Source organism: Lysobacter alkalisoli (assembly GCF_006547045.1).
Classification (GTDB): domain Bacteria; phylum Pseudomonadota; class Gammaproteobacteria; order Xanthomonadales; family Xanthomonadaceae; genus Marilutibacter; species Marilutibacter alkalisoli.
The window spans coordinates 2042269-2064885 of the sequence record NZ_CP041242.1; the positions used below are offsets into that span (position 1 = coordinate 2042269).

General features: G+C 66.6%; 21 protein-coding genes, 3 tRNA genes and 2 pseudogenes. 1 reads left to right on the forward strand and 25 read right to left on the reverse strand.

What is annotated here, in order from left to right; translation table 11 throughout:
- Nucleotides 1–17: 17 nt before the first annotated feature.
- From FKV23_RS08760 to FKV23_RS08870, 24 genes and pseudogenes are all read right to left on the reverse strand, one after another.
- Complete coding sequence (locus FKV23_RS08760; RefSeq protein ID WP_141623512.1) at nt 18–1640, reverse strand: FMN-binding glutamate synthase family protein; 1623 nt, start codon at nt 1638–1640, stop codon at nt 18–20.
- Nucleotides 1641–1696: 56 nt separating this feature from the next.
- Entirely contained in the window at nt 1697–2995 is a 1299-nt protein-coding gene (locus FKV23_RS08765) for a lytic murein transglycosylase (RefSeq protein ID WP_141623513.1), read from the reverse strand.
- A gap of 63 nt (nt 2996–3058) precedes the next feature.
- Nucleotides 3059–3145, reverse strand: a tRNA-Leu gene (locus FKV23_RS08770).
- Between the two features lie 140 nt (nt 3146–3285).
- A tRNA-Cys gene (locus tag FKV23_RS08775) sits at nt 3286–3359 on the reverse strand.
- A 136-nt stretch (nt 3360–3495) separates the two neighbouring features.
- Nucleotides 3496–3571: transfer RNA gene (locus FKV23_RS08780), tRNA-Gly, on the reverse strand.
- A 49-nt stretch (nt 3572–3620) separates the two neighbouring features.
- Nucleotides 3621–4187 carry a CDP-diacylglycerol--glycerol-3-phosphate 3-phosphatidyltransferase gene (gene pgsA / locus FKV23_RS08785; protein ID WP_141623514.1) on the reverse strand — a complete coding sequence of 189 codons (567 nt, stop codon included), beginning with the start codon at nt 4185–4187 and terminating at the stop codon, nt 3621–3623.
- Between the two features lie 14 nt (nt 4188–4201).
- Nucleotides 4202–6073: an excinuclease ABC subunit UvrC gene (gene uvrC / locus FKV23_RS08790; RefSeq protein ID WP_141623515.1), complete on the reverse strand. Its 1872-nt coding sequence runs from the start codon at nt 6071–6073 to the stop codon at nt 4202–4204.
- Between the two features lie 132 nt (nt 6074–6205).
- Nucleotides 6206–6712, reverse strand: a complete 507-nt coding sequence (locus FKV23_RS17205) for a low molecular weight protein-tyrosine-phosphatase (protein WP_167285403.1) — start codon at nt 6710–6712, stop codon at nt 6206–6208.
- Nucleotides 6681–7468: pseudogene (kdsB, locus tag FKV23_RS17210) on the reverse strand (3-deoxy-manno-octulosonate cytidylyltransferase). Before kdsB ends, FKV23_RS17205 begins: the two are co-directional and overlap by 32 nt.
- Nucleotides 7465–8424 (reverse strand): tetraacyldisaccharide 4'-kinase, encoded by a 960-nt coding sequence (gene lpxK / locus FKV23_RS08800; RefSeq protein WP_141623517.1) that lies wholly within the window; start codon nt 8422–8424, stop codon nt 7465–7467. Before lpxK ends, kdsB begins: the two are co-directional and overlap by 4 nt.
- A 75-nt stretch (nt 8425–8499) precedes the next feature.
- Nucleotides 8500–10248: a lipid A export permease/ATP-binding protein MsbA gene (gene msbA, locus FKV23_RS08805; RefSeq protein ID WP_141623518.1), complete on the reverse strand. Its 1749-nt coding sequence runs from the start codon at nt 10246–10248 to the stop codon at nt 8500–8502.
- Nucleotides 10245–10694: an ExbD/TolR family protein gene (locus FKV23_RS08810; RefSeq protein ID WP_141623519.1), complete on the reverse strand. Its 450-nt coding sequence runs from the start codon at nt 10692–10694 to the stop codon at nt 10245–10247. Before FKV23_RS08810 ends, msbA begins: the two co-directional genes overlap by 4 nt.
- 10 nt (nt 10695–10704) lie before the next feature.
- The gene (locus tag FKV23_RS08815) at nt 10705–11370 is read right to left on the reverse strand and encodes a MotA/TolQ/ExbB proton channel family protein (RefSeq protein ID WP_141623520.1); all 666 of its coding nucleotides are present in this window, start codon (nt 11368–11370) and stop codon (nt 10705–10707) included.
- Nucleotides 11288–13706, reverse strand: a pseudogene (locus tag FKV23_RS08820) (DNA internalization-related competence protein ComEC/Rec2). The gene FKV23_RS08815 and the pseudogene FKV23_RS08820 overlap by 83 nt, the downstream one beginning before the upstream one ends.
- A 96-nt stretch (nt 13707–13802) precedes the next feature.
- Nucleotides 13803–14534 carry a lipoprotein-releasing ABC transporter ATP-binding protein LolD gene (lolD, locus tag FKV23_RS08825; RefSeq protein ID WP_141623521.1) on the reverse strand — a complete coding sequence of 244 codons (732 nt, stop codon included), beginning with the start codon at nt 14532–14534 and terminating at the stop codon, nt 13803–13805.
- The gene (locus FKV23_RS08830) at nt 14527–15774 is read right to left on the reverse strand and encodes a lipoprotein-releasing ABC transporter permease subunit (protein WP_141623522.1); all 1248 of its coding nucleotides are present in this window, start codon (nt 15772–15774) and stop codon (nt 14527–14529) included. The genes lolD and FKV23_RS08830 overlap by 8 nt, the downstream gene beginning before the upstream one ends.
- A 6-nt stretch (nt 15775–15780) precedes the next feature.
- Nucleotides 15781–16089 carry a hypothetical protein gene (locus tag FKV23_RS08835; protein WP_244243956.1) on the reverse strand — a complete coding sequence of 103 codons (309 nt, stop codon included), beginning with the start codon at nt 16087–16089 and terminating at the stop codon, nt 15781–15783.
- A 181-nt stretch (nt 16090–16270) separates the two neighbouring features.
- Nucleotides 16271–16531, reverse strand: coding sequence for an FAD assembly factor SdhE (locus FKV23_RS08840; protein ID WP_279633002.1), 261 nt, complete (start codon nt 16529–16531; stop codon nt 16271–16273).
- Complete coding sequence (locus tag FKV23_RS08845) at nt 16528–16947, reverse strand: MAPEG family protein (RefSeq protein ID WP_141623523.1); 420 nt, start codon at nt 16945–16947, stop codon at nt 16528–16530. Before FKV23_RS08845 ends, FKV23_RS08840 begins: the two co-directional genes overlap by 4 nt.
- A 92-nt stretch (nt 16948–17039) precedes the next feature.
- Nucleotides 17040–17822, reverse strand: coding sequence for a succinate dehydrogenase iron-sulfur subunit (locus FKV23_RS08850; protein WP_141623524.1), 783 nt, complete (start codon nt 17820–17822; stop codon nt 17040–17042).
- Between the two features lie 16 nt (nt 17823–17838).
- Nucleotides 17839–19629: a succinate dehydrogenase flavoprotein subunit gene (gene sdhA / locus FKV23_RS08855; protein ID WP_141623525.1), complete on the reverse strand. Its 1791-nt coding sequence runs from the start codon at nt 19627–19629 to the stop codon at nt 17839–17841.
- A 6-nt stretch (nt 19630–19635) separates the two neighbouring features.
- A complete protein-coding gene (gene sdhD / locus FKV23_RS08860) occupies nt 19636–20028 on the reverse strand; it encodes a succinate dehydrogenase, hydrophobic membrane anchor protein (RefSeq protein ID WP_141623526.1) in 393 nt (130 codons plus the stop codon).
- Complete coding sequence (gene sdhC / locus FKV23_RS08865) at nt 20025–20420, reverse strand: succinate dehydrogenase, cytochrome b556 subunit (RefSeq protein ID WP_141623527.1); 396 nt, start codon at nt 20418–20420, stop codon at nt 20025–20027. Before sdhC ends, sdhD begins: the two co-directional genes overlap by 4 nt.
- 99 nt (nt 20421–20519) lie before the next feature.
- Nucleotides 20520–20684 carry a DUF1674 domain-containing protein gene (locus FKV23_RS08870; protein WP_141623528.1) on the reverse strand — a complete coding sequence of 55 codons (165 nt, stop codon included), beginning with the start codon at nt 20682–20684 and terminating at the stop codon, nt 20520–20522.
- A 29-nt stretch (nt 20685–20713) separates the two neighbouring features.
- On the opposite strand from FKV23_RS08870, the gene ygfZ reads away from it, so the two are divergent.
- On the forward strand, nt 20714–21631 hold the full coding sequence (ygfZ, locus tag FKV23_RS08875) for a CAF17-like 4Fe-4S cluster assembly/insertion protein YgfZ (protein ID WP_141623529.1): 918 nt from the start codon (nt 20714–20716) through the stop codon (nt 21629–21631).
- A gap of 33 nt (nt 21632–21664) precedes the next feature.
- Here ygfZ and FKV23_RS08880 read toward each other — a convergent pair whose 3' ends face one another.
- A complete protein-coding gene (locus tag FKV23_RS08880; protein WP_141623530.1) occupies nt 21665–22567 on the reverse strand; it encodes a hypothetical protein in 903 nt (300 codons plus the stop codon).
- Between the last annotated feature and the right edge of the window lie 50 nt (nt 22568–22617).

Below are 22617 nucleotides of genomic sequence, written 5' to 3' on the forward strand. Positions count from 1 at the left end.
ACGACACCGCCCGGCGACTACGATGCCTTGCTGTGCTGCATCGTCCCGACCCTGCCCGGCGCGGAAAACGAATCACTGCGGGCCTCGGCCCAGAAATTGCGGAACACCTGATGCTCCGGCACGCCGCGCAGCAGCTCGCCGGGCTCGAGGAAGCGGTACAGCGCCGCCAGCGAACGCACCTCGATCGGCGAAACACGCCGCAGGATGTGCTCCGGCCCAAGCTCCTCCGGCCCGCCCAGGCCGGCCGCGCACAGCAGGTCGCGCAGTGCCTTGAGCGTGTTCTGCTGGAATCCGGCCACCCGCACCGCCTTGTCGTCCACGTCCAGGTGCCGCCAGCGCGACGGGTCCTGGGTCGCGACGCCGGTCGGACAACGATCGTTATGGCAGCTCTGCGACTGGATGCAGCCCAGCGCGAACATGAAACCGCGCCCCGCATTGCACCAGTCCGCGCCCATTGCCAGCGTGCGGGCGATATCGAACGCACTGGTGATCCGTCCGGCGGCGGCGACGCGGATGCGGTCGCGCAGGTCCAACCCGACCAGGGTGTTGTGGACCAGCATCAGCGCCTCGTGCATCGGCAGGCCGACGTGGTCGATGAACTCGGCCGGCGCCGCACCGGTGCCGCCCTCGGCGCCGTCGACGACGATGAAATCCGGCAGCAGTCCGGTCTCGTGGATGGCCTTGGCAATGCCGAACCACTCCCACGGATGCCCGATCGCCAGTTTGAAGCCGACCGGCTTGCCGCCCGACAGTTCACGCAGGCGCGCGACGAACCGGACCAGTCCCACAGGCGAGTCGAACGCGCTGTGGCTTGCCGGCGATATGCAGTCCTCCCCGACCGGCACGCCGCGCGCGGCCGCGATTTCGGGGGTCACCTTGGGAGCCGGCAACATGCCGCCATGGCCCGGCTTGGCGCCCTGGGACAGCTTCAGCTCGATCATCTTCACCTGCGGGTCGCGTGCGTTCCCGGCGAAGCGCTCCTCGCTGAAGCTGCCGTCCGGATTGCGGCAGCCGAAGTAGCCCGAGCCGATCTCCCAGACCAGGTCGCCCCCGTGCTCGCGATGGTAGCTGGCGATCGAACCTTCGCCAGTATCGTGGTAGAAGCCGCCGAGCTTCGCGCCCTTGTTGAGCGCCCGCACCGCATTGGCCGACAGCGAACCGAAACTCATCGCCGAGATGTTGAACACGCTGACCGAATACGGCTGTGCGGTGTCGGTGCCGACCAGCACCCGGAAATCATGCGAAGCATGCTCGGCCGGCCGCATCGAATGGTTGATCCACTCATAGTCGACCGCGTAGACGTCCTGCAGGCTGCCGAACGGCCGCACGTCGTTGACCGATTTGGCGCGCTGGTACACCAGTGCCCGTTGCTGGCGCGAGAACGGTACCTCGGCGGTGTCGGCCTCGATGAAATATTGGCGCATCTCCGGCCCGATCGACTCCAGTCCATAACGGAAGTGGGCCAGGATCGGGTAGTTGCGGCGCAGCGTACTGGCCTTCTGCAGCAGGTCCCAGGTCCCGAGCACGGCCAGCAGCCCGAACACCAACGCCGCCCAGATCCCCGCCTCGTGCCAGCGCCAGCCGATCAGCGACAGGACAAACAGCACCAGACTGAGGATGTAGACGGAATAGCGGGACATGTGATGGCGGCTCCTTGCGTTGCAGTGCGCAGAGGATACCCCTTCACGGAAACATGCTAGTCGTCGGACTCCTCGCCAGACTCCGTTACCGGCGATGCATCGGCATCCTGCAGGATCGCATCCGGCTTCGACATCTCGGGCACCACGGCTGCCGGCATCGAATCGCGCAGAGCCTGCAGGATCCGCTGCCCGCCACGCCCGTCGACAGGCTGCTGCCCGAGTCGCTGCTGCTCGGCCTTGATCGCCGCGCGGCTGGCGGAACCGATGATGCCATCCACCTCGCCGATATCGTGACCACGCGCGATCAGCAACGTCTGCAGCTCACGCCGCTCGACGCGCGACAGGCCCGGATCGTCGGTCGGCCATGGCGTCGCGAACGCGCCCTGGCCGCGCAGCCGGTCGGACAGGTGTGCGATCGCAAGCGCATAGCTTTCCGCCGCGTTGTAGGAATAGATCGCATCGAAATTCTTGAACACCAGGAAAGCCGGCCCGTTGCGTCCGGCGGGGAGCAGCAATGCGGTGGGGGTATCGGCAGCAAGCGCGATCGACTGGCTGTCGACGCGCTTCACTCCGCGTCCGAGCCAATACGAAAGCGGCCGCCGGTTGGTACGTCCTGACACCGAAGTGTCGAAACCATCCGGCAGCTGCACTTCATATCCCCAGGGCTGGCCTGTGCGCCAGCCCGAGCGCTTGAGGTAATTGGCGGTCGAAGCCAGCGCATCGGGGATGCTGTCGACCAGGTCGCGGCGGCCATCGCCATCGAAATCCACCGCGATGCGGCGATAGGTCGACGGCATGAACTGGGTATGCCCGAATGCGCCGGCCCAGGAGCCGACCAGCTTCTCCGGCACCACGTCACCGGCCTGGATGATCTGCAGCGTACTCATCAGCTCGCCGCGGAAGAACGGCTGCCGCCGCCCCATGCACGACAACGTGGTCAGGGACGTCAGCAGCGGTCGCTTGCCGAACACCTTGCCGTAGTCGCTTTCGACACCCCACACCGCGACCACGGTTTCCGGGTCGACCCCGTACGCCGCCTGCACGCGTGCCAGCGTGTCGGCGTGCGTCGACAACATCGTCCGCCCTTCGGTCGCCCGTTCCTCGTCCACCAGACCGGCCATGTAGTCCCAGATCGGCGTGGTGAACTCGGGCTGGCGATTGAGCAGTTCAAGCAGCGATGGATCCGGAACGACGCTGCGGACATGGGCATCGAAAGTGGATGCGGAAATGCCCTTGGCCAGTGCCTGCCCACGCAGGGTCAGGACGCATTGGCCGATGTCGGCGGCTGTGGCGGACAGGGCGTGGCCGGCACAGAGCAGGCCGGCGAGGACTGAGGCAAAGGTCACGGTTCGCATCCGTGCAGGTTATGCGCGGAGGCGTGGATGGAAAGTAACGGCAGGTGACTGGCGAAGCCGCCGTGGTGCCCGGAGCCGGAATCGAACCGGCATGGAGTTGCCTCCGGCAGATTTTAAGTCTGCTGCGTCTACCAGTTTCGCCATCCGGGCGGCGCGCTGGAACGGAACGGCGCCAGCTTACTGCAGGAGCACCATGAACCGCGACGGCTGCTGCAAGGATTCCCGCGGGCAATCACAGCGCACCAAACAAACGGGGCGTTCCTGCTGGAGGAACGCCCCGCGTGTCGTACTGGAGGCCGAGGTCGGAATCGAACCGGCGTACACGGATTTGCAATCCGCTGCATAACCACTCTGCCACCCGGCCGGTGACTGTCGGAAGCTTAACGCCTTTGCGGGCGTTTGCGCATCGACTTGCGCTTTTCGCTTTCCGGAAAAAACAAAACCCCACAAGGGGGTTTTGTCTGCAAGGACCGCCCTTGTCGGGCTGCCCTTCATCGAACTGGAGCGGGAAACGAGGCTCGAACTCGCGACCTCAACCTTGGCAAGGTTGCGCTCTACCAACTGAGCTATTCCCGCTGAGGAGCCGCCATTTTAGGGATCGACACGGAACTGTCAACTATTTTTTTCAAAGATTCCGCTCATCCTTCAGGGTCGGCCAGGCCGCTCGCAGATAGGCCACCCCGGACCACAGTGTCAGCAATGCCGCTGCCGCCAGCAACCACTCGCCAATCGTGAAGATCGGCAGGCCGATGAACGGTACCTGGTACAGCAGGCATACCAGCGCGACCATCTGCACGATGGTCTTGACCTTGCCGACCGTGGCGACCTTGACCTTGGCCCGCTGGCCCAGCTCGGCCATCCATTCGCGCAGCGCCGAGACCGCGATCTCGCGGCCGATGATCACCGCCGCCCACAGCGCCATCCACACGGTCGGATGCTTCTGCACGATCAGCATCAGCGCGGTGGCCACCATGAGCTTGTCGGCGACCGGGTCGAGGAAGGCGCCGAAGGCCGAATGCTGGTTGTAGCGCCGCGCGATCCAGCCATCCAGCCAGTCGGTGATCGAGGCCAGGGCGAAGATGAACGCGGCGGCGAAGTTGGTCCACTTGAACGGCAGGTAGAACACCAGCACCAGCACCGGAATCAACAGGATCCGCAGCAGGGTCAGGATGGTGGGGACCGTCAACTTCATGCAGCAATGCTCCGCTATGGGCGGGTGGTGGGGGTGGCGCCGGGCACGTCCAGCCCGTGCAGGGTCGCATAGATGCGTTCGGCAAGCGCGACATTGATGCCATCGACCCGCGCGATCTCCTCGATGCCGGCGGCCTTGAGGCCGCCGAGGCCACCGAAATGCTTCAACAGGCTGGCGCGCCGGCGCGGGCCGATACCGTCGATGTCCTCCAGCCGGCTGCTGTTGCGCGCCTTCTGGCGGCGGCCACGGTGGCCGGTGATGGCGAACCGGTGGGCCTCGTCGCGGACCTGCTGGACCAGTTGCAGAGCCGGCGATTCAGCGCCCGGATGGACCGTGCGCCCGTCCGGCAGCAGCAGATCCTCGTCGCCGGCGCGCCGCTCCGGCCCCTTGGCCACACCGACCAGGGCCACGCCCTGCACGCCCAGCTCGTCGAGCGCCGCGCGGGCACGGGCCACCTGCCCGGCCCCGCCGTCGATCAGCAGCACATCCGGCAGCACCCCGTTTTCGTCCATCGCGCGACGGAAGCGTCGGCCGATCGCCTGCTCCATCGCCGCATAGTCGTCACCGGGTTCGATCCCGCTGATGTTGTAGCGCCGGTACTGGCCACGCACCGGGCCTTCGGCGTCGAACACCACGCACGAGGCCACCGTCGCCTCGCCCATGGTGTGGCTGATGTCGAAGCATTCGATGCGTGCGGCCGGCTCGGGTAGGCCCAGCAACGCCTGCAACGCTTCCGAGCGCAACTTCTGTGCAGCGTGGCCGGTGCGTTCGGTGGCCAGCGCGAGCTTGGCGTTGCGGCGCGCGAGGTCGAGGTAACCGGCGCGTTCGCCTCGCACACTGGTGCGGATCTGTACCTTGCGGCCGTCGCCAGCAGAGGACAGGGCATGCTCGATCAGTTCGCGGTCGGGAATGTCGCGGTCGAGGATGATCTCGCGCGGCGGCGCCTGCTCGCCGTAATACTGCGAGACGAACGCGGCCAGCACCTCCTCGGCACTGTCGCTGCCGTTGGTCTTCGGGAAGAACGCGCGGGTGCCGAGGTTGCGGCCATCGCGGAACGCCAGCAGCAATACACATGCGGCGGCATCCTGCATCGCCACCGCCAGCACGTCGAGGTCGGCGGCACGGCCGTCGACGAACTGACGTGCCTGCAGGCTGCGCACGCCGGCGATCAGGTCGCGCAGGCGTGCGGCCTGCTCGAAATCCAGCCGTTCGCTGGCCGATTCCATCTGCCTTCCCAGTTCGTCGGTCAACTCATCGCTGCGGCCTTCCAGCAGCAGGGTCGCGCGGCGCAGGCTCTCCGCATACTCGCTGGCCTCGACCAGCTCCACGCAGGGCGCGCTGCAGCGGCCGATCTGGTACTGCAGGCAGGGCCGCGAACGGTTGCGGAACACGCTGTCCTCGCAGCTGCGCAGGCGGAACAGCTTGTGGATCAGGTTGAGCGTCTCGCGCACCGCGCCGACGCTCGGGTACGGCCCGAAGTAGCGCCCCGGAATCGCCCGTGCGCCGCGATGCATTGCGATTCGCGGCCACTGCTCCTGGGTCATCAGCACATAGGGATAGCTCTTGTCGTCGCGCAGCAGCACGTTGTAGCGCGGCTTGAGCGACTTGATCAGCTGGTTCTCGAGGATCAACGCCTCGGCCTCGGTACGGGTGACCGTGACCTCCATGCGCGCGACCTGCGACAGCATCGAGGCGATCCGCGGCGACTTGGGCGAGGCGTTGAAATAGCTGGCCACGCGCTTCTTCAGTGCGCCGGCCTTGCCGACGTACAGCACGCTGTCATCGGCCGCGAACATCCGGTAGACGCCGGGTGCGGTGCTGAGTTGGCGGACGAAGGCCTTACCGTCGAACGGTCGGGGCGTGGCAGCGGGCGTCGAACCTGGCATGCGCCCGATTATCCCGTACTGGCGCGTCCCGGCGCGACCACGCAAGCGGGGAAAGCTTCAACTGCGGGTTTCACGGATGAACCCGGATAGCCCCCTCAAACGTCCAGTCCGCGCTGGTCCGCCCTGAACCGATCACCGCAACTCGCCCTGGAGGCGTTCGATGACACCCGCTGCCGCGCGATCGAGCAGCTGGAACACTTCTTCGAAGTGGCTCGCGCCACCGGTGTAGGGGTCCGGAATATCGGCATCCACGCCCTGCCCCGCCCATTCCAGCAACAGCGCCGAACGCGCGCGCGCACCATCCGGGGACATCGCACGCACGTCTCGCAGGTTGCTGCGGTCGGCGCAGAGCAGCCAGTCGAATCGTTGATGGTCGGCGGGGCTGAACTGGCGCGCACGCAGGTCGCCGATGTCGATGCCATGCTCACGCGCCTTGGCCACCGCACGCCGGTCCGGCGGTTCGCCGACATGCCAGTCGCCGGTGCCGGCGGAATCGATTTCGACCCGCCCGGCCAGCGGCGAGGCCGCGATCCGCGCACGCAACACACCCTCGGCCATCGGCGAGCGGCAGATGTTGCCCAGGCACACGACCAGCAGCCGGACCGGCTCAGCCACGAGTCGCCTCGATTTGCGAGGCATGCAGTCGTGCTTCTGCCCGTGCCAGGTCCTCGGGGTATCGACGCCGGGCGGGAACGGTTCGGGCGTGATCGCGACGGCGATGCGGAATCCGGCTTCGAGCGCCCGCAGCTGTTCCAGCGACTCGACCTGCTCCAGCCGCCCCGGCGGCATCGTCGCGAACCGCTTCAGGAACCCGGCACGGTAGCCGTAGATGCCGATATGCCGCAGCCAGTGACCGCCGCCGGGCAACACCGAGCGATCGTGCTGGAACGCATCGCGCGGCCACGGCAGCGGCGCGCGGCTGAAGTACAGCGCGTCACCGTTGCCGGCTCGCACCAGCTTGACCGTGTTGGGATCGAACAGGCTGTCGGCAGCCTCGATCGGCGTGGCCAGGGTCGCCATCTCGGCCCCGCTGTCGCGCAACAGCGTCGCCACCGCACGGATCCCTGCCGCAGGTGCGAACGGTTCGTCGCCTTGCAGGTTGACCACGATGGTGTCGTCATCCCAGCCTGCGATGCGCGCGCATTCCGCGAGCCGGTCGGTGCCGGAGGCGTGGTCGCGGGCAGTCATCGCCACCTGCACGCCGGCGCCATCCAGCGCGGCGGCGATGCGCTCGTCGTCGGCCGCGACCCAGACCTCACGCGCACCGGCGGCGAGCGCCCGGCGGGCGACGTGCAGCACCAGCGGCTCGCCGGCCAGCAGGCGAAGCGGTTTGCCCGGCAGCCGCGAGGCGTCATGGCGGGCGGGAATGGCGACGACGAAGTCCTGACCGGTCATGGCGGCGATTGTGTCAGACGATCCAGCAGTGCGACCCAGAATGCCTCCGGCAGTTCGGCGCTGACCGGAACGCTGTAGTGCAATTCGGTATGGAAGGCCGCGCACTTGACCGCGTCCTTCTCGGTCATCAGCACCGGCAGGCGGCTGCCGAACTCGAAGTCGGCGGCCTCGTACTCGTGGTGATCCGGGAACGCATGCGGCACCACGGCGATGCCGAGCCCGCGCAGCATGTCGAAGAAGCGCGCGGGGTTGCCGATGCCCGCCACCGCATGCACGCGCTGGCCTGCGAATGCGGACAACGGGCGCGGACGGCCGCCGAGCAACGGCAGCGCCTGGCCGAAGCGCAGCTGCATCGGCCATTCGCCAAAGCCGGCCTCCACGCCCGGGTCGCGGCCATCTCCGAGATTGATGACATGGAAGTCGCAGGCCACCGCGCGTTCCACCGGCTCGCGCAGCGGGCCGGCCGGAATCAGGCGGCCGTTGCCGTGGCGGCGCTGGCCGTCGATGACCTCGATCTCGATATCGCGTTCCAGCCGGTAGTGCTGCAGGCCATCGTCACAGATCACCACGTCGCAGCCGGCACCGGCAAGGGCCTTCGCGGCCGAGAAGCGATCCCCGTCCACGCGTACCTTCACCCCGGTGCGGGCGGCGATCAGCACCGGCTCGTCGCCGCCAAGGTGCGGCTCGGTGCCGGCCTCGACCCAGCGCGGCAGCTTCGCCTGCTCGCGTCCGTAGCCGCGGCTGGCCACGCCGGGATTCCAGCCCTCCTCACGCAGGCGTTCGACGATGGCGATGGTCAGCGGCGTCTTGCCGGCGCCACCGGCTGTGATGTTGCCAACCACGATCACCGGCACGCCCGGATGGTGCCGCCTGCGCAGTCCCTTGCGGTACAGCCAGTGGCGCAGCGCGATCACGCCGCCGTAGACCATGGCCAGGATGCGTGCATGCAATGGCACCGCTGCATCCCCGTACCAGTACGCGGGGGCTGTCCGCGCCTGCGGCCCTGCGCCGTGTTCATTGCGTCATGCTCATTACGTCTCGCGGAACTGCAGCCGATGCAGGTGCGCGTACAGGCCGCCGGCGGCGAGGAGTTCGGCATGGGTGCCGCGTTCGACGATCCGGCCGGCATCCATCACCAGCACCTGATCGGCGTGCTCGATGGTCGCCAGCCGGTGCGCGATGACCAGGGTGGTGCGGTTCGGCATCAGGTGTTCGAGCGCATCCTGCACCAGCCGCTCGGATTCGGCATCGAGCGCGGCGGTGGCCTCGTCGAGGATCAGCACCGGTGCATCCTTGAGCATCGCACGAGCGATCGCCAGGCGCTGGCGTTGTCCGCCGGACAGCTTGCCGCCCTTGTTGCCGATGCCGGTGTCGATACCCTCCGGCAGCTTCTCGACGAACTCCATCGCGTTGGCGCCGCGTACGGCGGCCTCCAGTTGCGCGGGCGTGGTCTGCTCCAGCTCGCCATAGGCGACATTGGCCGCCACCGAGCCGTCGAACAGCATCACCTGCTGGCCAACCAGGGCGATGTTGCGACGCAGGTCGGCCAGGCGATATTCATCGAGCGGATGACCGTCGAGCAGGATCTCGCCCGATTCGGATGGGTAGAAACGCGGGATCAGCTTGATCAGGCTGCTCTTGCCGCTGCCGGAACGGCCGATGATCGCGGTGACCGTGCCGGGGCGCGCGGTGAAGCTGACATCGGCCAGGGCCGGCGTCTCCTGCCCCGGGTAGCGCGCGGTCACGTCTCGGAATTCCAGCACACCCTGCGCGCGATCGAGGGCGCGGGTGCCGGTGTCGACTTCATCCTCGGCATCGAGCACGTTGAACAGGCGCTCGGCCGAAGCCACGCCCCGCTGCAGCACGCCCTGCACATTGGTGAGTGACTTCAGCGACGGAATGATCGCTGTCATCGCGATCATCAGGGCGACGAATCCGCCCGCGCTGAGCCGCCCGGCGGCGGCCTCGTGGCCGGCCAGGATCAACAACACGGCCAACCCCACCGAGCCCATCAGCTGCACCACCGCCGAAGACATGGCACGGGTGGACTCGACCTTGATGCTGAGCCGGCGGTGACGCTCGGCCTGCGCCGCATAGCGCTGCATCTCCACGTCCTGGGCGCCGTAGACCTTGACCTCCTGATGGTTCGACAGCGCCTGGTCGGCCGATTGCATGAGCAACCCACCGCTTTCCTGGATACGGTGGCTGATGCGGCGATAGCGCTTGCCGACCTTGTCGATCATCCAGGCCAGCGGCGGCGCGACGACCAGGATCGCCAAGGTCACCTGCCAACTGGTCCACAGCATCACGATCAGCGCGGCGATGATCTGGAAGGACTGTTGCAACATGACCTTCATCGCATCGACCGCGGCCTGCGCGACCTGATCGCTGTCCGAGCCCAGCTTCACCAGCATCGTGGGCACCGGTTCGCTGTCGAAACGCTGGCCGGGCAGGCGCAGGTACTTGTCCAGCACCATCACCCGCAGGTCGCGCGAGATGCCACGGCCGGCACGCGCCATGCCCACATCGGCGATGTAGCCCGCAATGCCGCGAACCATGAACAGACCGACGATGATCAGCGGCAGCCAGACCTTGAGTCCGGACTCCTGCTGGATGAAGGTCTCGTTGACCACCGGCTCCATCAGCTTGGTGAAGGCGCCGCCGGCCGCAGCCTCGATCACCATGCCGGCCAACGCCAGCAGCAGCAACGGGCGGTACGGCCGCGCGAATGCGAGCAGCCGCCGGTAGATCGGCCAGGCGTCTCCCGTGGGCTGGCTCATGGGGCCGTCCCGGCTCCTGCCCCACCCGCGCCACCGTTCTGCGGGGCGGTGGCAATCATCACCCGCTTGAAACCGAGCTGGCCGAGCGCATCGTAGGCGGTGACCACCGCCTGGTGCGGGGTGCGGGCATCTGCACGCAGCAGCACCGGACGCTCGCGGTCGTTGCCGGCGACCTCGGCGACCGTCGCCTTCAACGACTCGATATCGTCGCGGATCACCTCGCGGTCGTCGACGAAGAAGCGACCGTCGGCATTGACCAGCACGCTCAGCGCCTGATTGGATTCGTTCGGTTCGCCGCTGGCCTGCGGCAACTGCAGCTTGAGCACCGAGCGGGCATCAAAGGTGGTGGTGACCACGAAGAAGATGATCAACACCAGGATCACGTCGATCAGCGGGATCAGGTTGATCTCCGGCTCATCGAACGCGCGATGGTCCTGGATACGCATCCGGGCGGCCTCAGGCGGTGGCCTTGGCCGGGACCGGGGCCGCAGGCTTCGCGGCAGGGGTCGCCTTGCCCCGGCCGGCCGGGTCCAGGGTGTCGAGCAACGTGATCGCCTCATGCTCCATCGCCACGATGTACTCGCCGATCCGGCCGCGGAACCAGCGGTGCATCATCAACGCCGGGATCGCCACGATCATGCCGGTGGCGGTGCAGACCAGTGCCTTGCCGATGCCGCCGGCAAGCTGATTGACGTCGCCGATGCCGGAATCGCCGATCACCAGGAACATCTGGATCATGCCGACCACGGTACCGAACAGGCCCAGCAGCGGGCCGGCCGCGGCGATCGTGCCCAGGGTGTTGAGGTAGCGCTCCATGCGGTGCACGAGATGGCGGCCGACGTCCTCGATGCGCTCGCGGACCTGGTCGCGCGGACGGTTGCGCACGTCCAGCGCGGCGGCCAGCAGCGTGCCCAGCGGCGAGGTCCGGCGCAGCGAGTCGATGTGCGCCGGATCGAGCTTGCCGCGCCCGGCCCAGGCCCGGACCTCCTCGCCCAGCCCCGGCGGCAATACCGAGGCACGGCGCAGGGTCCATGCACGTTCAACGATGATCGCCAGGGCGACCAGCGACAGCAGCAGCAGTGGAATCATCGGCCAGCCGCCGGCCTTGACCAATTCGAGCACTCGCAAACCTCCGGCCCCGGGGCCGTCCCAATCCGGCCGATAGGATAGCCCAGTCATGGGACGGCCACGCTCCCTTCCAGTCGCGCCTGGGCGTCCCAGAGCCGTCGCTGTGTCCGGCGTCTCGCTTCCAGCGATGGCCCGTCGGGGCCGAGCCGGATGCGCAGGGCACCGTCGCGTGCGGTATCCGGTACTTCCGCCCCGGCCGCGCGCCAGCGCTCGACCACCTCCGGCCGGGGGTGCCTGAAACGGTTGCCGAAGCCACTGGAAACAACCGCGAGACGCGCACCAGTCGCCTCGACAAAGGCCGGATCGGAGGAATCGGCACTGCCGTGATGACCGACCAGCACCACCTCGGCACGCACCTGCTGCGGCTGCCGCTTGAGCATGATGCGTTCGACCACCGCGCCGATGTCGCCGGTCAGCAACGCGCTGCCGTGGGCGGTCTCGATCCGCAGCACGCAGCTGGCCTCGTTGCCGGAATAGGGGAAGTACGGCGTCGGATGCAGGAAGCTGAACCCGACTCCGTCCCACCACCAGGCGTCCCCGGCCACGCAGCCACGGGCCGCCTCCACGCCCGAACCCGGCGACGCCCACAGGCTGTCGACCGGATACTCGCGCACCACCGCCTCCAGCCCGCCGACATGGTCGTTGTCAGCGTGGCTGACAACGGCGCGATCGAGCTGCCGCACGCCCAGTGCGCGCAGCGCCGGCACCACCGCACGCTCGCCGGCATCGTAGCCATCGCGGACCGCCGGCCCCATGTCGTAGAGCAGGCTGTGGTTGGCGGTGCGCACCAGCACCGAGGTGCCCTGCCCCACGTCGATCACCAGCAATTCGGCCTCGCCCGGCGCCGGCAGGTTGCGTGCGGGCAGCAGCAGCGGCAGCCACAACAACAGGGCCAACGGCCGCCCGGGCAGGCCACGGGGCAGCAACAACCAGAATGCACCGAGCATTGCCAGCGGCAGCGCGAACCAGCGCGACTCGGGCAGCCAGGCCACCGCCATCGGACCGTTGCCCAGCCATGTGAACAGCGGCCATGCCAGGTCGAAGCAGAACGTCGCCAGCCGCCACAGCCACTCGCCCGCACCGACATGCACCGCTTCGAGCAAGGTCCCGACCAGCACCAGCGGGGTCACCACCATCGTCCACCATGGGACCGCGACCAGATTGGCCAGCGGCCCCGCCAGCGAGGCCTGGCCGAACAGCACCACGCCCAATGGCAGCAGGCCGATGGTGGCCACCGCCTGCGCCGACAGGAATCCGCGCACCGGGCTGCGTTCGATATCCGGCAGGCACCAGACCAGCCAGGCGACCCCGGCGAAGCTGAGCCAGAAACCGGACATCAATGGCGACAGCGGGTCGGCCAGCAGGATCACCATCGCTGCGGTGACCAGCGCGTCGGGCAGGCTCAGGCGCCGCCGCAGCACCCGCATCATCGCCACCGTGACGACCATCAGCAGCGCCCGTACCGTCGGCAGTGCGAATCCCGCCACCGCCGCGTACACGGCAGCGGCGATCAATCCCACCATCGCAGCGGCGATCGGCCGCGGCCATCTGCGGCCCAGGGCCGGAACCAGCCACCACACGGCACTGCCCAGCAATGCGGCGAAACCGGCAACCAGGCCGACATGCAGGCCGGAAATCGCCACCAGGTGGGTCAGCCCATCGGCACGCAGCAGCGCCCAGTCGTCATCGTCGAGCCCCCGGGTATCCCCCAGCGCCAGCGCCCGAACGAAACGCGACGATGGCGACTCCACCGCCGCTTCGATCCGTTCGGCCATCGACTCGCGCCAAGCGTTGATGCCACGGCCCGGCCTCAGCCGCACGGCCTGGTCGGGGTCGCGCACATAGCCGTGGGCGGCGATGCGGCGTGCCAGAGCGTATTTCTCGCTGTCGAATCCGCCCGGGTTGCTCAACCCGCGTGGCGCACGCACGCGGACGGTAAAGCGCCAGTGCTGGCCGGCACGCAAGGCCGAACGCGCCTCGATGTCGTCGTCGTACCAGGCCAGCCTGAGCAGGCGACCACGCAGGGCATCGTGCTGACCGCCGTCGCGGGCAACCCGGAAAGCAAAGCGGGTGCGTCGAGGGTCGTGCTCCGGCAAATCGACGATGCGGCCGCTGACCACGATATCCGAACGCTCCAGCGCGACCGGCAACTGCAGCGACAGCGCATGGACCACATGCAACCCGGCCAGACCGGCACCGAGCAGCGCGGCGGCGGCCACCCGGCGTCCGCGCCACAGCAGCGCGAAGCCGACCGCCAGCAGTGCCGCGCACAGCGGCCACGGTGGCATCCGCGGCAACAGCAGCATGGCGGTGATACCGGCCAGCAGCATCGATGCCGTAGCCACGCCGAACAGCGGCACGGAGGGATGTGCCGGTGTCGGCGGGCGGGGTTGGCTAAACGGCGTCCTTGCCGCTTCTTCCATGGTTCAGACCTCGTCCGGTGAGACTTCCCTGAGTTTGCCTTCATGCAGCTCGAGCACACGATCGAGCTTGCGCGCCATGCTGCGCGCATGGGTCACCAACACCAGGCTGGTGCCCTGTTCTCGATTCAACGACAGCATCAGCTCGAATACGGTCGCTGCGGTCTTCTCGTCGAGGTTGCCGGTCGGCTCATCACCCAGTACGCAGGCCGGCTTGTTGACCAGCGCCCGGGCAACCGCAGCGCGCTGGCGTTCGCCACCCGACAGTTCACCGGGTTTGTGGTCGAGCCGGTGGCTGAGGCCGACGGATTCGAGCAGGCCCCGCGCCTGCGCTTCGGCATCGTCATGTTCCATGCCTCCCAGCAGTACCGGCAACATCACGTTTTCCAGCGCGGTGAACTCGGGCAACAGGTGGTGGAACTGGTAGACGAAGCCGAGCGCACGGTTACGCAGCTGGCCCCGCGCGGCGTCGGAAAGGCGACTCATCCTGTGTCCGTCGACGTACACTTCCCCCGCGGTCGGGACATCCAGCCCCCCCAGCAGGTGCAACAGGGTGCTCTTGCCGGCACCGGACGCACCGAGGATCGCGACGGTCTCTCCGCGCGCCACTTCCAGGTGCAGATCATGAAACACGTGCGTGCGCAGCGAGCCCTCGCTGTAGGTCTTGGCCAGGCCATCGCAATGGATGACGGCGGTGTTTCTGATGGAATCTCTGATGGAATCGGCAGGATTACTCATAACGCAGCGCCTCCGCCGGGGCCGTGCGTGCGGCGCGCCAGGCCGGGTACAGGGTCGCCAGGAAAGCCATCACCAGTGCAACACCGGTAATGAGGACGATGTCCATCGCCTGCATGTCCGTCGGCAGTCCGGTGATGTAGTACACGTCGGCCGATGGCAGCAGGTTGAAGCTGGTCATGCGCTCGATCCCGAGCAGGATGTGCTCAAGGTTGAGTGTCAGCAGGATGCCTCCAATCACTCCAAGCACGGTACCAATGATGCCGATGATCGAGCCCTGCACCATGAATACCTTCATGACCCCTTCCGGAGTCAGGCCCAGCGTGCGCAGGATCGCGATATCGGCCTGCTTGTCGGTGACCAGCATCACCTGTGAGGACACCAGGTTGAATGCGCCCAACAGGATCAGCAGCGACAACAGCAGCCCGACCAGCGTCTTCTCAACCTTCAGTGCGTAGAACATGTTGGCGTTCTGGGTCGCCCAGTCACTGACGTTGTAGGGCCCCTCCAGTTTCAGCGCGAGGTCACGAGCGACGTCCCAGGCCCGGTCCATGTCGTGCAGGCGCAAGCGTACGCCGGTGACACCCTCCCCCATCCGCAACAGGCGCTGCATGTCGTTCACATGGGCTACCGCCAGCCCCCTGTCGAATTCCTGGTGACCGATCTCGTAGGTTCCGGTCACGGTGAAGCGCTTCTGCTGGGCAACTGCACCAACCGGGGTACTTCGGATGTCGGAGGTGGTTACGATCACACTGTCACCGATGTCGACGCCGAGCCACATCGCCAGCTCTCGTCCAAGCACGATGTTGAAGCTGCCCGGCGTCAACGAATCCAGCTCGCCGGCCACCATCTTGTCAGCAAGCACCGAGGTGGTGGCCTCGCGTTCCGGCAAGATACCGCGCACCATCGCCGGCTGGTTGCGCCTGCCCGACAACAATGCTTCCTTCTCGATGTACGGTGCAGCGCCGGCCACGCGCGGGTCTGCCAGTGCGGTATCGACCGCGTACTGCCAGTCCTGTAACGGTTCGCCATAGGCGCTGACCGTGGCATGGGCGACCATCTGCAGCATGCGATCGCGGATCTCGAGCTGGAAGCCGCTCATCACCGCAAGCGTGGTGATCAATGCCATCACGCCCAGGCCGATACCGGCGATGGACGCGAACGAGATGAAGGATATGAAGCCATTGCGGCGTTTGGCACGCAGGTAGCGCAGGCCGATGGCGACGGAGATGGGTTTCAACATAGCGGACTATGGTGCCACCGATCCGGCCTCGCGGGCAGGTTCGGCACGCATCAATGCAAGCCGCAGTTCACGTCGAGTCGGGGCCGGCAGGGTGTCGGGCAGCCACAGCCGGCGCTGCATACGCCCTTCGGACTGCCGCCACGACATGAACCCCAGCGGCCCGCGCCAGACTAGCCGGAATGTCTCCACCGGGCGACCATCGATACGGATCGAGTCATTGCCAGTTACTACCAGTTCGAAACCGGGGCGGCGGAACTCCACCCAAGCCAGCCAGGAACCATACGCGAGGGCGGCGCCGGCCAGCGGCCAGGCCATCGTCGCCGGCAGGTCCGATTGCAGGGCGGAAAACGCCGCCAGCGCCCCAAGCAGGGCAAGGATCGCGACCAGGAATCGCGACGGCCTCCATGCGAATCTCCCCTCGCCGACCCAGTCGTCACCGCCACGAATGCAGGAGGCCGGGGATCCCCGTACTTGCGAGGATGACCCTCCCTGTGCCTCAACCGGCAGGCGGGAGGCTTCGGATCCTTTGTACAAGCGTGTCGAGTTCGGCATCGGAAGGCGTTTCGTGGCCCATGAACCAGTGCCAGAGCCTATCGTCCTCGATGTCCAGCAGCCGTAGGAAAACCTCCCGCTCTACGGTCGGCGCTTCCCGCCATGCGCGATCGAGGTAGCGCTCGAACAACCGGTCGAGTTCGCGCATGCCGCGCCGGCAACGCCAGCGCAGACGGGACAGCTCGCGCTCGTCGGCTTCGTTCACTTCAACAGCCCCCACACAAGTACGCCCCACAGCGCCCACAGCACCAGGCCGCCGACCAGATGGGCTTTGAAGCGATGCATGACCTTGTTGTAGGTGCAGTGGATCGCACTGTGCAGCACCCGCAGCGCGACGAACAGCCAGGCCAGCACCAGCACCGCGGTGGTCACCTCCCCGCTCAAGGCGGCCACGCACAACGCCAGGTAGAACAGCACCGGTAGCTCGAACAGGTTGCGGAAACTGTCGGCTGCGCGGCTGTCGGTCAACCGCGCCGTGGCCTGAGCCGAGGTCGCCACCGCCTGAGGGTGGATCCGCTCGCGCTTCATCTGCCCGATGCGCATGAAGTACATGCGGAACCAGACCACGCAGGTCAACGCGACCATTGCTACCGCGGGCCACCAGATTGCCTTGTCGTCCATCGTCATCTCCTTGTTGCCGTGGCGAAGCTTGCCGCAAAAAAGAAAGGGCGCGCTCGCGCACGCCCTCCCGGGATCGAATAGGCGGCGCCGACTCAAACGCGACGCGCCAGCATCAGCTTCTTGATCTCGCCGATCGCCTGCGCCGGGTTCAATCCCTTCGGGCAGGTCCGCGCACAGTTCATGATCGTGTGGCAGCGGTACAACTTGAACGGATCTTCCAGATCGTCCAGACGGGCTCCGGTGTCCTCGTCGCGTGAGTCCGCGATCCAGCGGTAGGCCTGCAGCAGGACCGCCGGGCCAAGGTAGCGGTCACCGTTCCACCAGTAGCTCGGGCAGCTGGTCGTGCAGCAGGCACACAGGATGCACTCGTACAGGCCGTCGAGCTTCTTGCGGTCCTCCGGCGACTGCAGGCGCTCGCGGTCGGATGGCGCCGGGCTCTGGGTGCGCAGCCACGGCTTGATCGACGCGTACTGGGCATAGAAATGGGTCAGGTCCGGGACCAGGTCCTTGACCACTTCCATGTGCGGCAGCGGATAGATCGGCACCTCGGCCTTGCCGCAGTCGCTGATCGCCTTGGTGCAGGCCAGCGTGTTGGTGCCGTCGATGTTCATCGCGCACGAACCGCAGATGCCTTCGCGGCAGGAGCGGCGGAAGGTCAGGGTCGGGTCGATCTCGTTCTTGATCTTGATCAGCGCGTCCAGGACCATCGGCCCGCACGCATCCAGGTCCACCTCGTAGGTGTCGGTGCGCGGGTTCAGGCCATCGTCCGGATTCCAGCGATAGACCTTGAAGCTGCGGATGTTCTTGCCGCCGGCCGCCTTGTGGTGACGGCCCTTCTGGATCTGCGAGTTCTTCGGGAGGGTGAATTCGGCCACGGGTGCTCGCTCCGGATCAGTAAACGCGCTTCTTCGGCGGCACCACGTCGACGTCGTTGGTCAACGTATGCATGTGCACCGGGCGGTAGTCGATGGAAGTGGTGCCGTCCTCGGCCACCGAACACAGGGTGTGCTTGAGCCAGTTCGTGTCGTCGCGCTCGGGGAAGTCCTCGCGCGCGTGCGCGCCGCGCGACTCGGTGCGGTTCTCGGCCGAAACGATCGTCGCCAGCGCCTGGCCCAGCAGGTTGGACAGCTCGTAGGTCTCGATCAGGTCCGAGTTCCAGACCAGCGAACGGTCGCTGACCTTGACGTCGGCGAACGAGGCATGGATCTCGCGGACCTTCTGCACGCCCTCGGACAGGGTCTCGCCGGTGCGGAACACCGCCGCGTTGGACTGCATGGCGCGCTGCATCTTGTCGCGGATGACCGCAGTCGGTGTATCACCACTCGCATTGCGCAACTTGTCGAGGCGGGCCAGCGCGGCATCGCAGGCATCGCCGGCAAGGCGTGCCTGGGCACCGTCGGGCTTGACCGTCTCGGCGGCGCGGTTGGCCACTGCGCGGCCGAACACCACCAGGTCGAGCAGCGAGTTCGAACCCAGGCGGTTGGCGCCGTGCACCGACACGCACGCGGCCTCGCCGATCGCGTACAGCCCCGGGACCACCGCGTCCGGGTTGCCGCCCTTCAGCTGCACCACCTCGCCGTGGTAGTTGGTCGGGATGCCGCCCATGTTGTAGTGGACGGTCGGGATGACCGGGATCGGTTCCTTCTCGACGTCGACGCCGGCGAAGATGCGCGCCGACTCGGCGATACCCGGCAGCTTCTCGTGGATGACCTCGGGGCCGAGGTGGGTCAGGTCGAGCAGGATGTGGTCCTTGTGCTCGCCGACGCCGCGGCCTTCGCGGATCTCGATCGTCATCGAGCGGCTGACCATGTCGCGCGGCGCCAGGTCCTTCACGCTCGGTGCGTAGCGCTCCATGAAGCGTTCGCCGTTGGAGTTGCGCAGGATGCCGCCCTCGCCTCGCACGCCCTCGGTGATCAGGCAGCCGGCGCCGTAAATGCCGGTCGGATGGAATTGCACGAACTCCATGTCCTGCATCGCCAGGCCGGCGCGCAGGACCATGCCGCCGCCGTCACCGGTGCAGGTATGGGCGGAGGTCGCGGAGAAGTAGGCGCGGCCATAGCCGCCGGTCGCCAGCACCGTGCCCTGGGCCTTGAACAGGTGCAGCTCGCCGGTGGACAGGTCGAGCGCGAGCACGCCGCGGCAGGCGCCGTCGGCATCCATGATCAGGTCGAGCGCGAAATACTCGATGAAGAACTGCGCGTCGTGTGCCAGCGACTGCTGATACAGGGTGTGCAGGATCGCGTGGCCGGTGCGGTCGGCGGCGGCGCAGGTGCGCTGCGCCGGCGGGCCCTCGCCCATCTTCGTGGTCATGCCACCGAACGGGCGCTGGTAGATCTTGCCGTCCTCGGTGCGGGAGAACGGCACGCCATAGTGCTCGAGCTCGATGATGGCCGGGATGGCCTCCTTGCACATGTATTCGATCGCGTCCTGGTCGCCCAGCCAGTCCGAACCCTTGACGGTATCGAAGAAGTGGTAGCGCCAGTCGTCCTCGCCCATGTTGGCGAGCGCGGCGGCCACGCCACCCTGGGCGGCGACGGTATGCGAGCGGGTCGGGAATACCTTGGTGATGCAGGCGGTCTTCAGGCCTTTCTGGGCCAGGCCGAAGGTCGCGCGCAGGCCGGCACCGCCGGCACCGACGACGACCATGTCGAAGGTGTGTTCGTGGATCTTGTAGGCAGGCATGTCGGATTACCCCAGCGCGATGCGGATGACGGCGAGCACGCTGGCGATGGCCGCGAGTGCACAGATGAAACGGATGGCAAGCTGCGAGGCCACCGCGAGGCCCGGCGTGTGCACGTAGTCCTCAATGACGACCTGCAGGCCGAGCTGGGCATGCCAGAACATCGACAGCAGGAACGCGACCAGGATCACCGCGTTGCAGGGATTGGCGACGGCCGCGCGGACCGTGGCGTAGTCGGCACCGGCCAGGTGGACCAGCAGGCCGAGCACGTACAGGCCGAGGAACACCAGCGCCACCGCGGTGATGCGCTGGACGATGAAGTGGTGGGTGCCATCCTTCGCCGACCCGAGCCCGCGCGCGGTCTTGAGCGGATTGCGCAGGCGATGGTTGTTGTTGCTCATGCGCCACCCCGCTGGAGTATGGCGATGACCCAGACGATCGCGGTCAGGGCCAGGCTGCCGAACACGCTGACCCAGCCGCTGCGCACGAAGCTTGCGATCGGGTAGCCGTAACCCGCGTCCTGCACCAGATGGCGGATGCCGTTGAGCAGGTGGTAGGCGAACGCCCAGCTCCAGCCGAACAGGATCAGGAAACCCAATGGCGAGGTCGCGCAGGCAGTGACCTTGGCCCAGTGCTCGGGGCCGGCGGCCAGCGCCACCAGGGCTGCGGCAATCAACAGGCTGCCAATGGCGAGGATCACACCGGTGGCCCGATGCAGGATGGAGGTCACCATCTGTATCTGCCAGCGATAGACCTGCAGATGGGGTGACAGGGGGCGTTGGGGACTCGCCATGGGCGTAATGGCAATCTCGGCTGGGCGGCGCGGCCGCGTGGCGGGAAGGAACGTGTTCGCGGATGACCTGGTGATCTGGACGGGGCGCTGAGGACAGCGTCAGAAATCGATGCAGCGGCCGTTCTTTTCCCAATCGCCGTAGCGCGTGGGCTCCGGCCCTTCTCGTCCCCCGACCTCGGCCGCCTTGGCATCCCCGGTGACCGGTGCGCCGGCCGGAACCTCGGGCGTCTCGGAAGCGGGTTCGGGAGTCGTTTCGCCTATCATCTCGGCGACGAAGCTTAATCCCGCACCCCATGTCTGACAAGCCACAGGGCATTCCCGGCCCGTTTTTTGCACTGCCCGACCACGCTCTCGTACGCCTGCACGGGCGCGACGCGATCGCGTTCGCACAGGCCCAATTCATGAACGATGTCAACGCGTTGCAGGACGGACAGTGGCAATGGAGCGGCTGGCTGACGCCCAAGGGCCGCGTGGTCGCCCTGTTCGCCCTGATCCGTATCGATGCCGAAACACTGTGGCTGTGCCTGCCCGATACCGCGCCCTCGACGCTGATCGAGGCACTGGAACGATTCGTATTCCGAAGCAAGCTCGTGCTCGACGTGCCGACCGGGCTGTCCGTATCGGGCGGTTTCGCGGCGCCCGTCGAAGCCGCCGGCAACCAGGCCGCGTGGCTGGCCGACGGCTCGCTGGAGGTCGACTCATTGGAGCTCGACATGGGCGGCGAAGGCGGTCCGCGCTGCCTCCGTATCGGTCCCATGCCCGGCGAACCCGACCCACAGGCCGTCGCCCGCTGGCGGCAGGCCGACCTCGCCCACGGGCTGCCACGGCTGGAAGCCTCCCAGCTGGAACAATGGACGCCGCAGCAACTGTCGCTCGAACGCCTGAAGGCCTTCAGCGTCAAGAAGGGCTGCTACCCGGGCCAGGAAATCGTCGCCCGCACCCACTACCTCGGCAAGGCCAAGCGCGGACTGGTACGTCTTCGCGCTGGAATCCCCCTCGTCCCTGGTGCAGGAGTCATCCAGGACGGGCGCAGTATCGGCAAAGTGGTATCTACAGCCGACAACGGATTTGAGCTACTCGCAATTCTGCCTCTGGATCGCAATGGAGCAATTCTCGATACAGGTGGCACCGCCCTAACCGAACTGCCACTGCAATCGGGACTTGATCGCACTGGTTCCAAAACCACATCAACGGCACCACAGGGCCGGTAATTGCACCGTTACCGGCCCCGATGAAGCACGAACTCAGTGGTGATAGCGGATGACACCCCGGAGTGCGGCCGCCCCGCTTTCACAATGCTGCTCGAAACTCGCATTCAGCTTCGTTACCTCACCCTGTTCGTTGGTAACGATACTGGTGATGGTCAGCTCGCCGGAACTGTTGTTGCAACCCCGGCCGTTGCCACTGAAATCCAGCCCGGCACGAGATTCATCCGCAAAGCGCGCAGTCTCGTACGTACCCTTCCTGAGCTTCTGTCCGGTCGGGGGAGCGATGGTCGCCCACCAGTCGTCTCGCTGCCCCGAAGCCGCAAAGTGTAGGTAGGTATTGGTACCGCTGACGGTAAAAACACTTGTATCCCCAAAATAGGCCTTGTTTATGCCGCCGCCAATATAATCACCTGGCTCACTGACGAGATGCAGGAACTTCGGGGAGGCGTTGTAGCGCACCAGTCCACTCAGTGCCGGAGCCGTCGCTTGCTCGCAGCGCTGCGTAAATCTGGCTTCAAGTGCAGTCACCTCTCCTTCCTCATTGGTCTCGATCTGACGAACGAAAACCGAGCCCCATGTCTCGTTACAACCGCGCCCATTGCCGCCTACATCGACACCAGGTGACAAGCCGGTCCGGAATGGCGCCCGCTCAGCGTGATAATAGCGCCCCGGGCGGAAAGTCTGCCCACTAGGGGCCGCCAGGTTGATGTGCCACCACGCCCCATCATTACCATCGACGACAAGCGTCAGGTATCCGGCATTCCCATGCAGCGTGAATCGTGCATTCCGGGCATCGTACTGCCCATCCGTTCCCAGACCGATGTAATCGCCCTGCTGACTGGTGTACTTGAAAAGCGATTGCGCCTGCGCATCCCCTACTGGAAACGTTAGCGCGGCGACCATGACAACTAGGCTACTGAAAACTTTAAACTTGGACATATCGATAGTTCCTTATCGAAATCGGAGTTCGCCGGCATCGAGCATCCGAA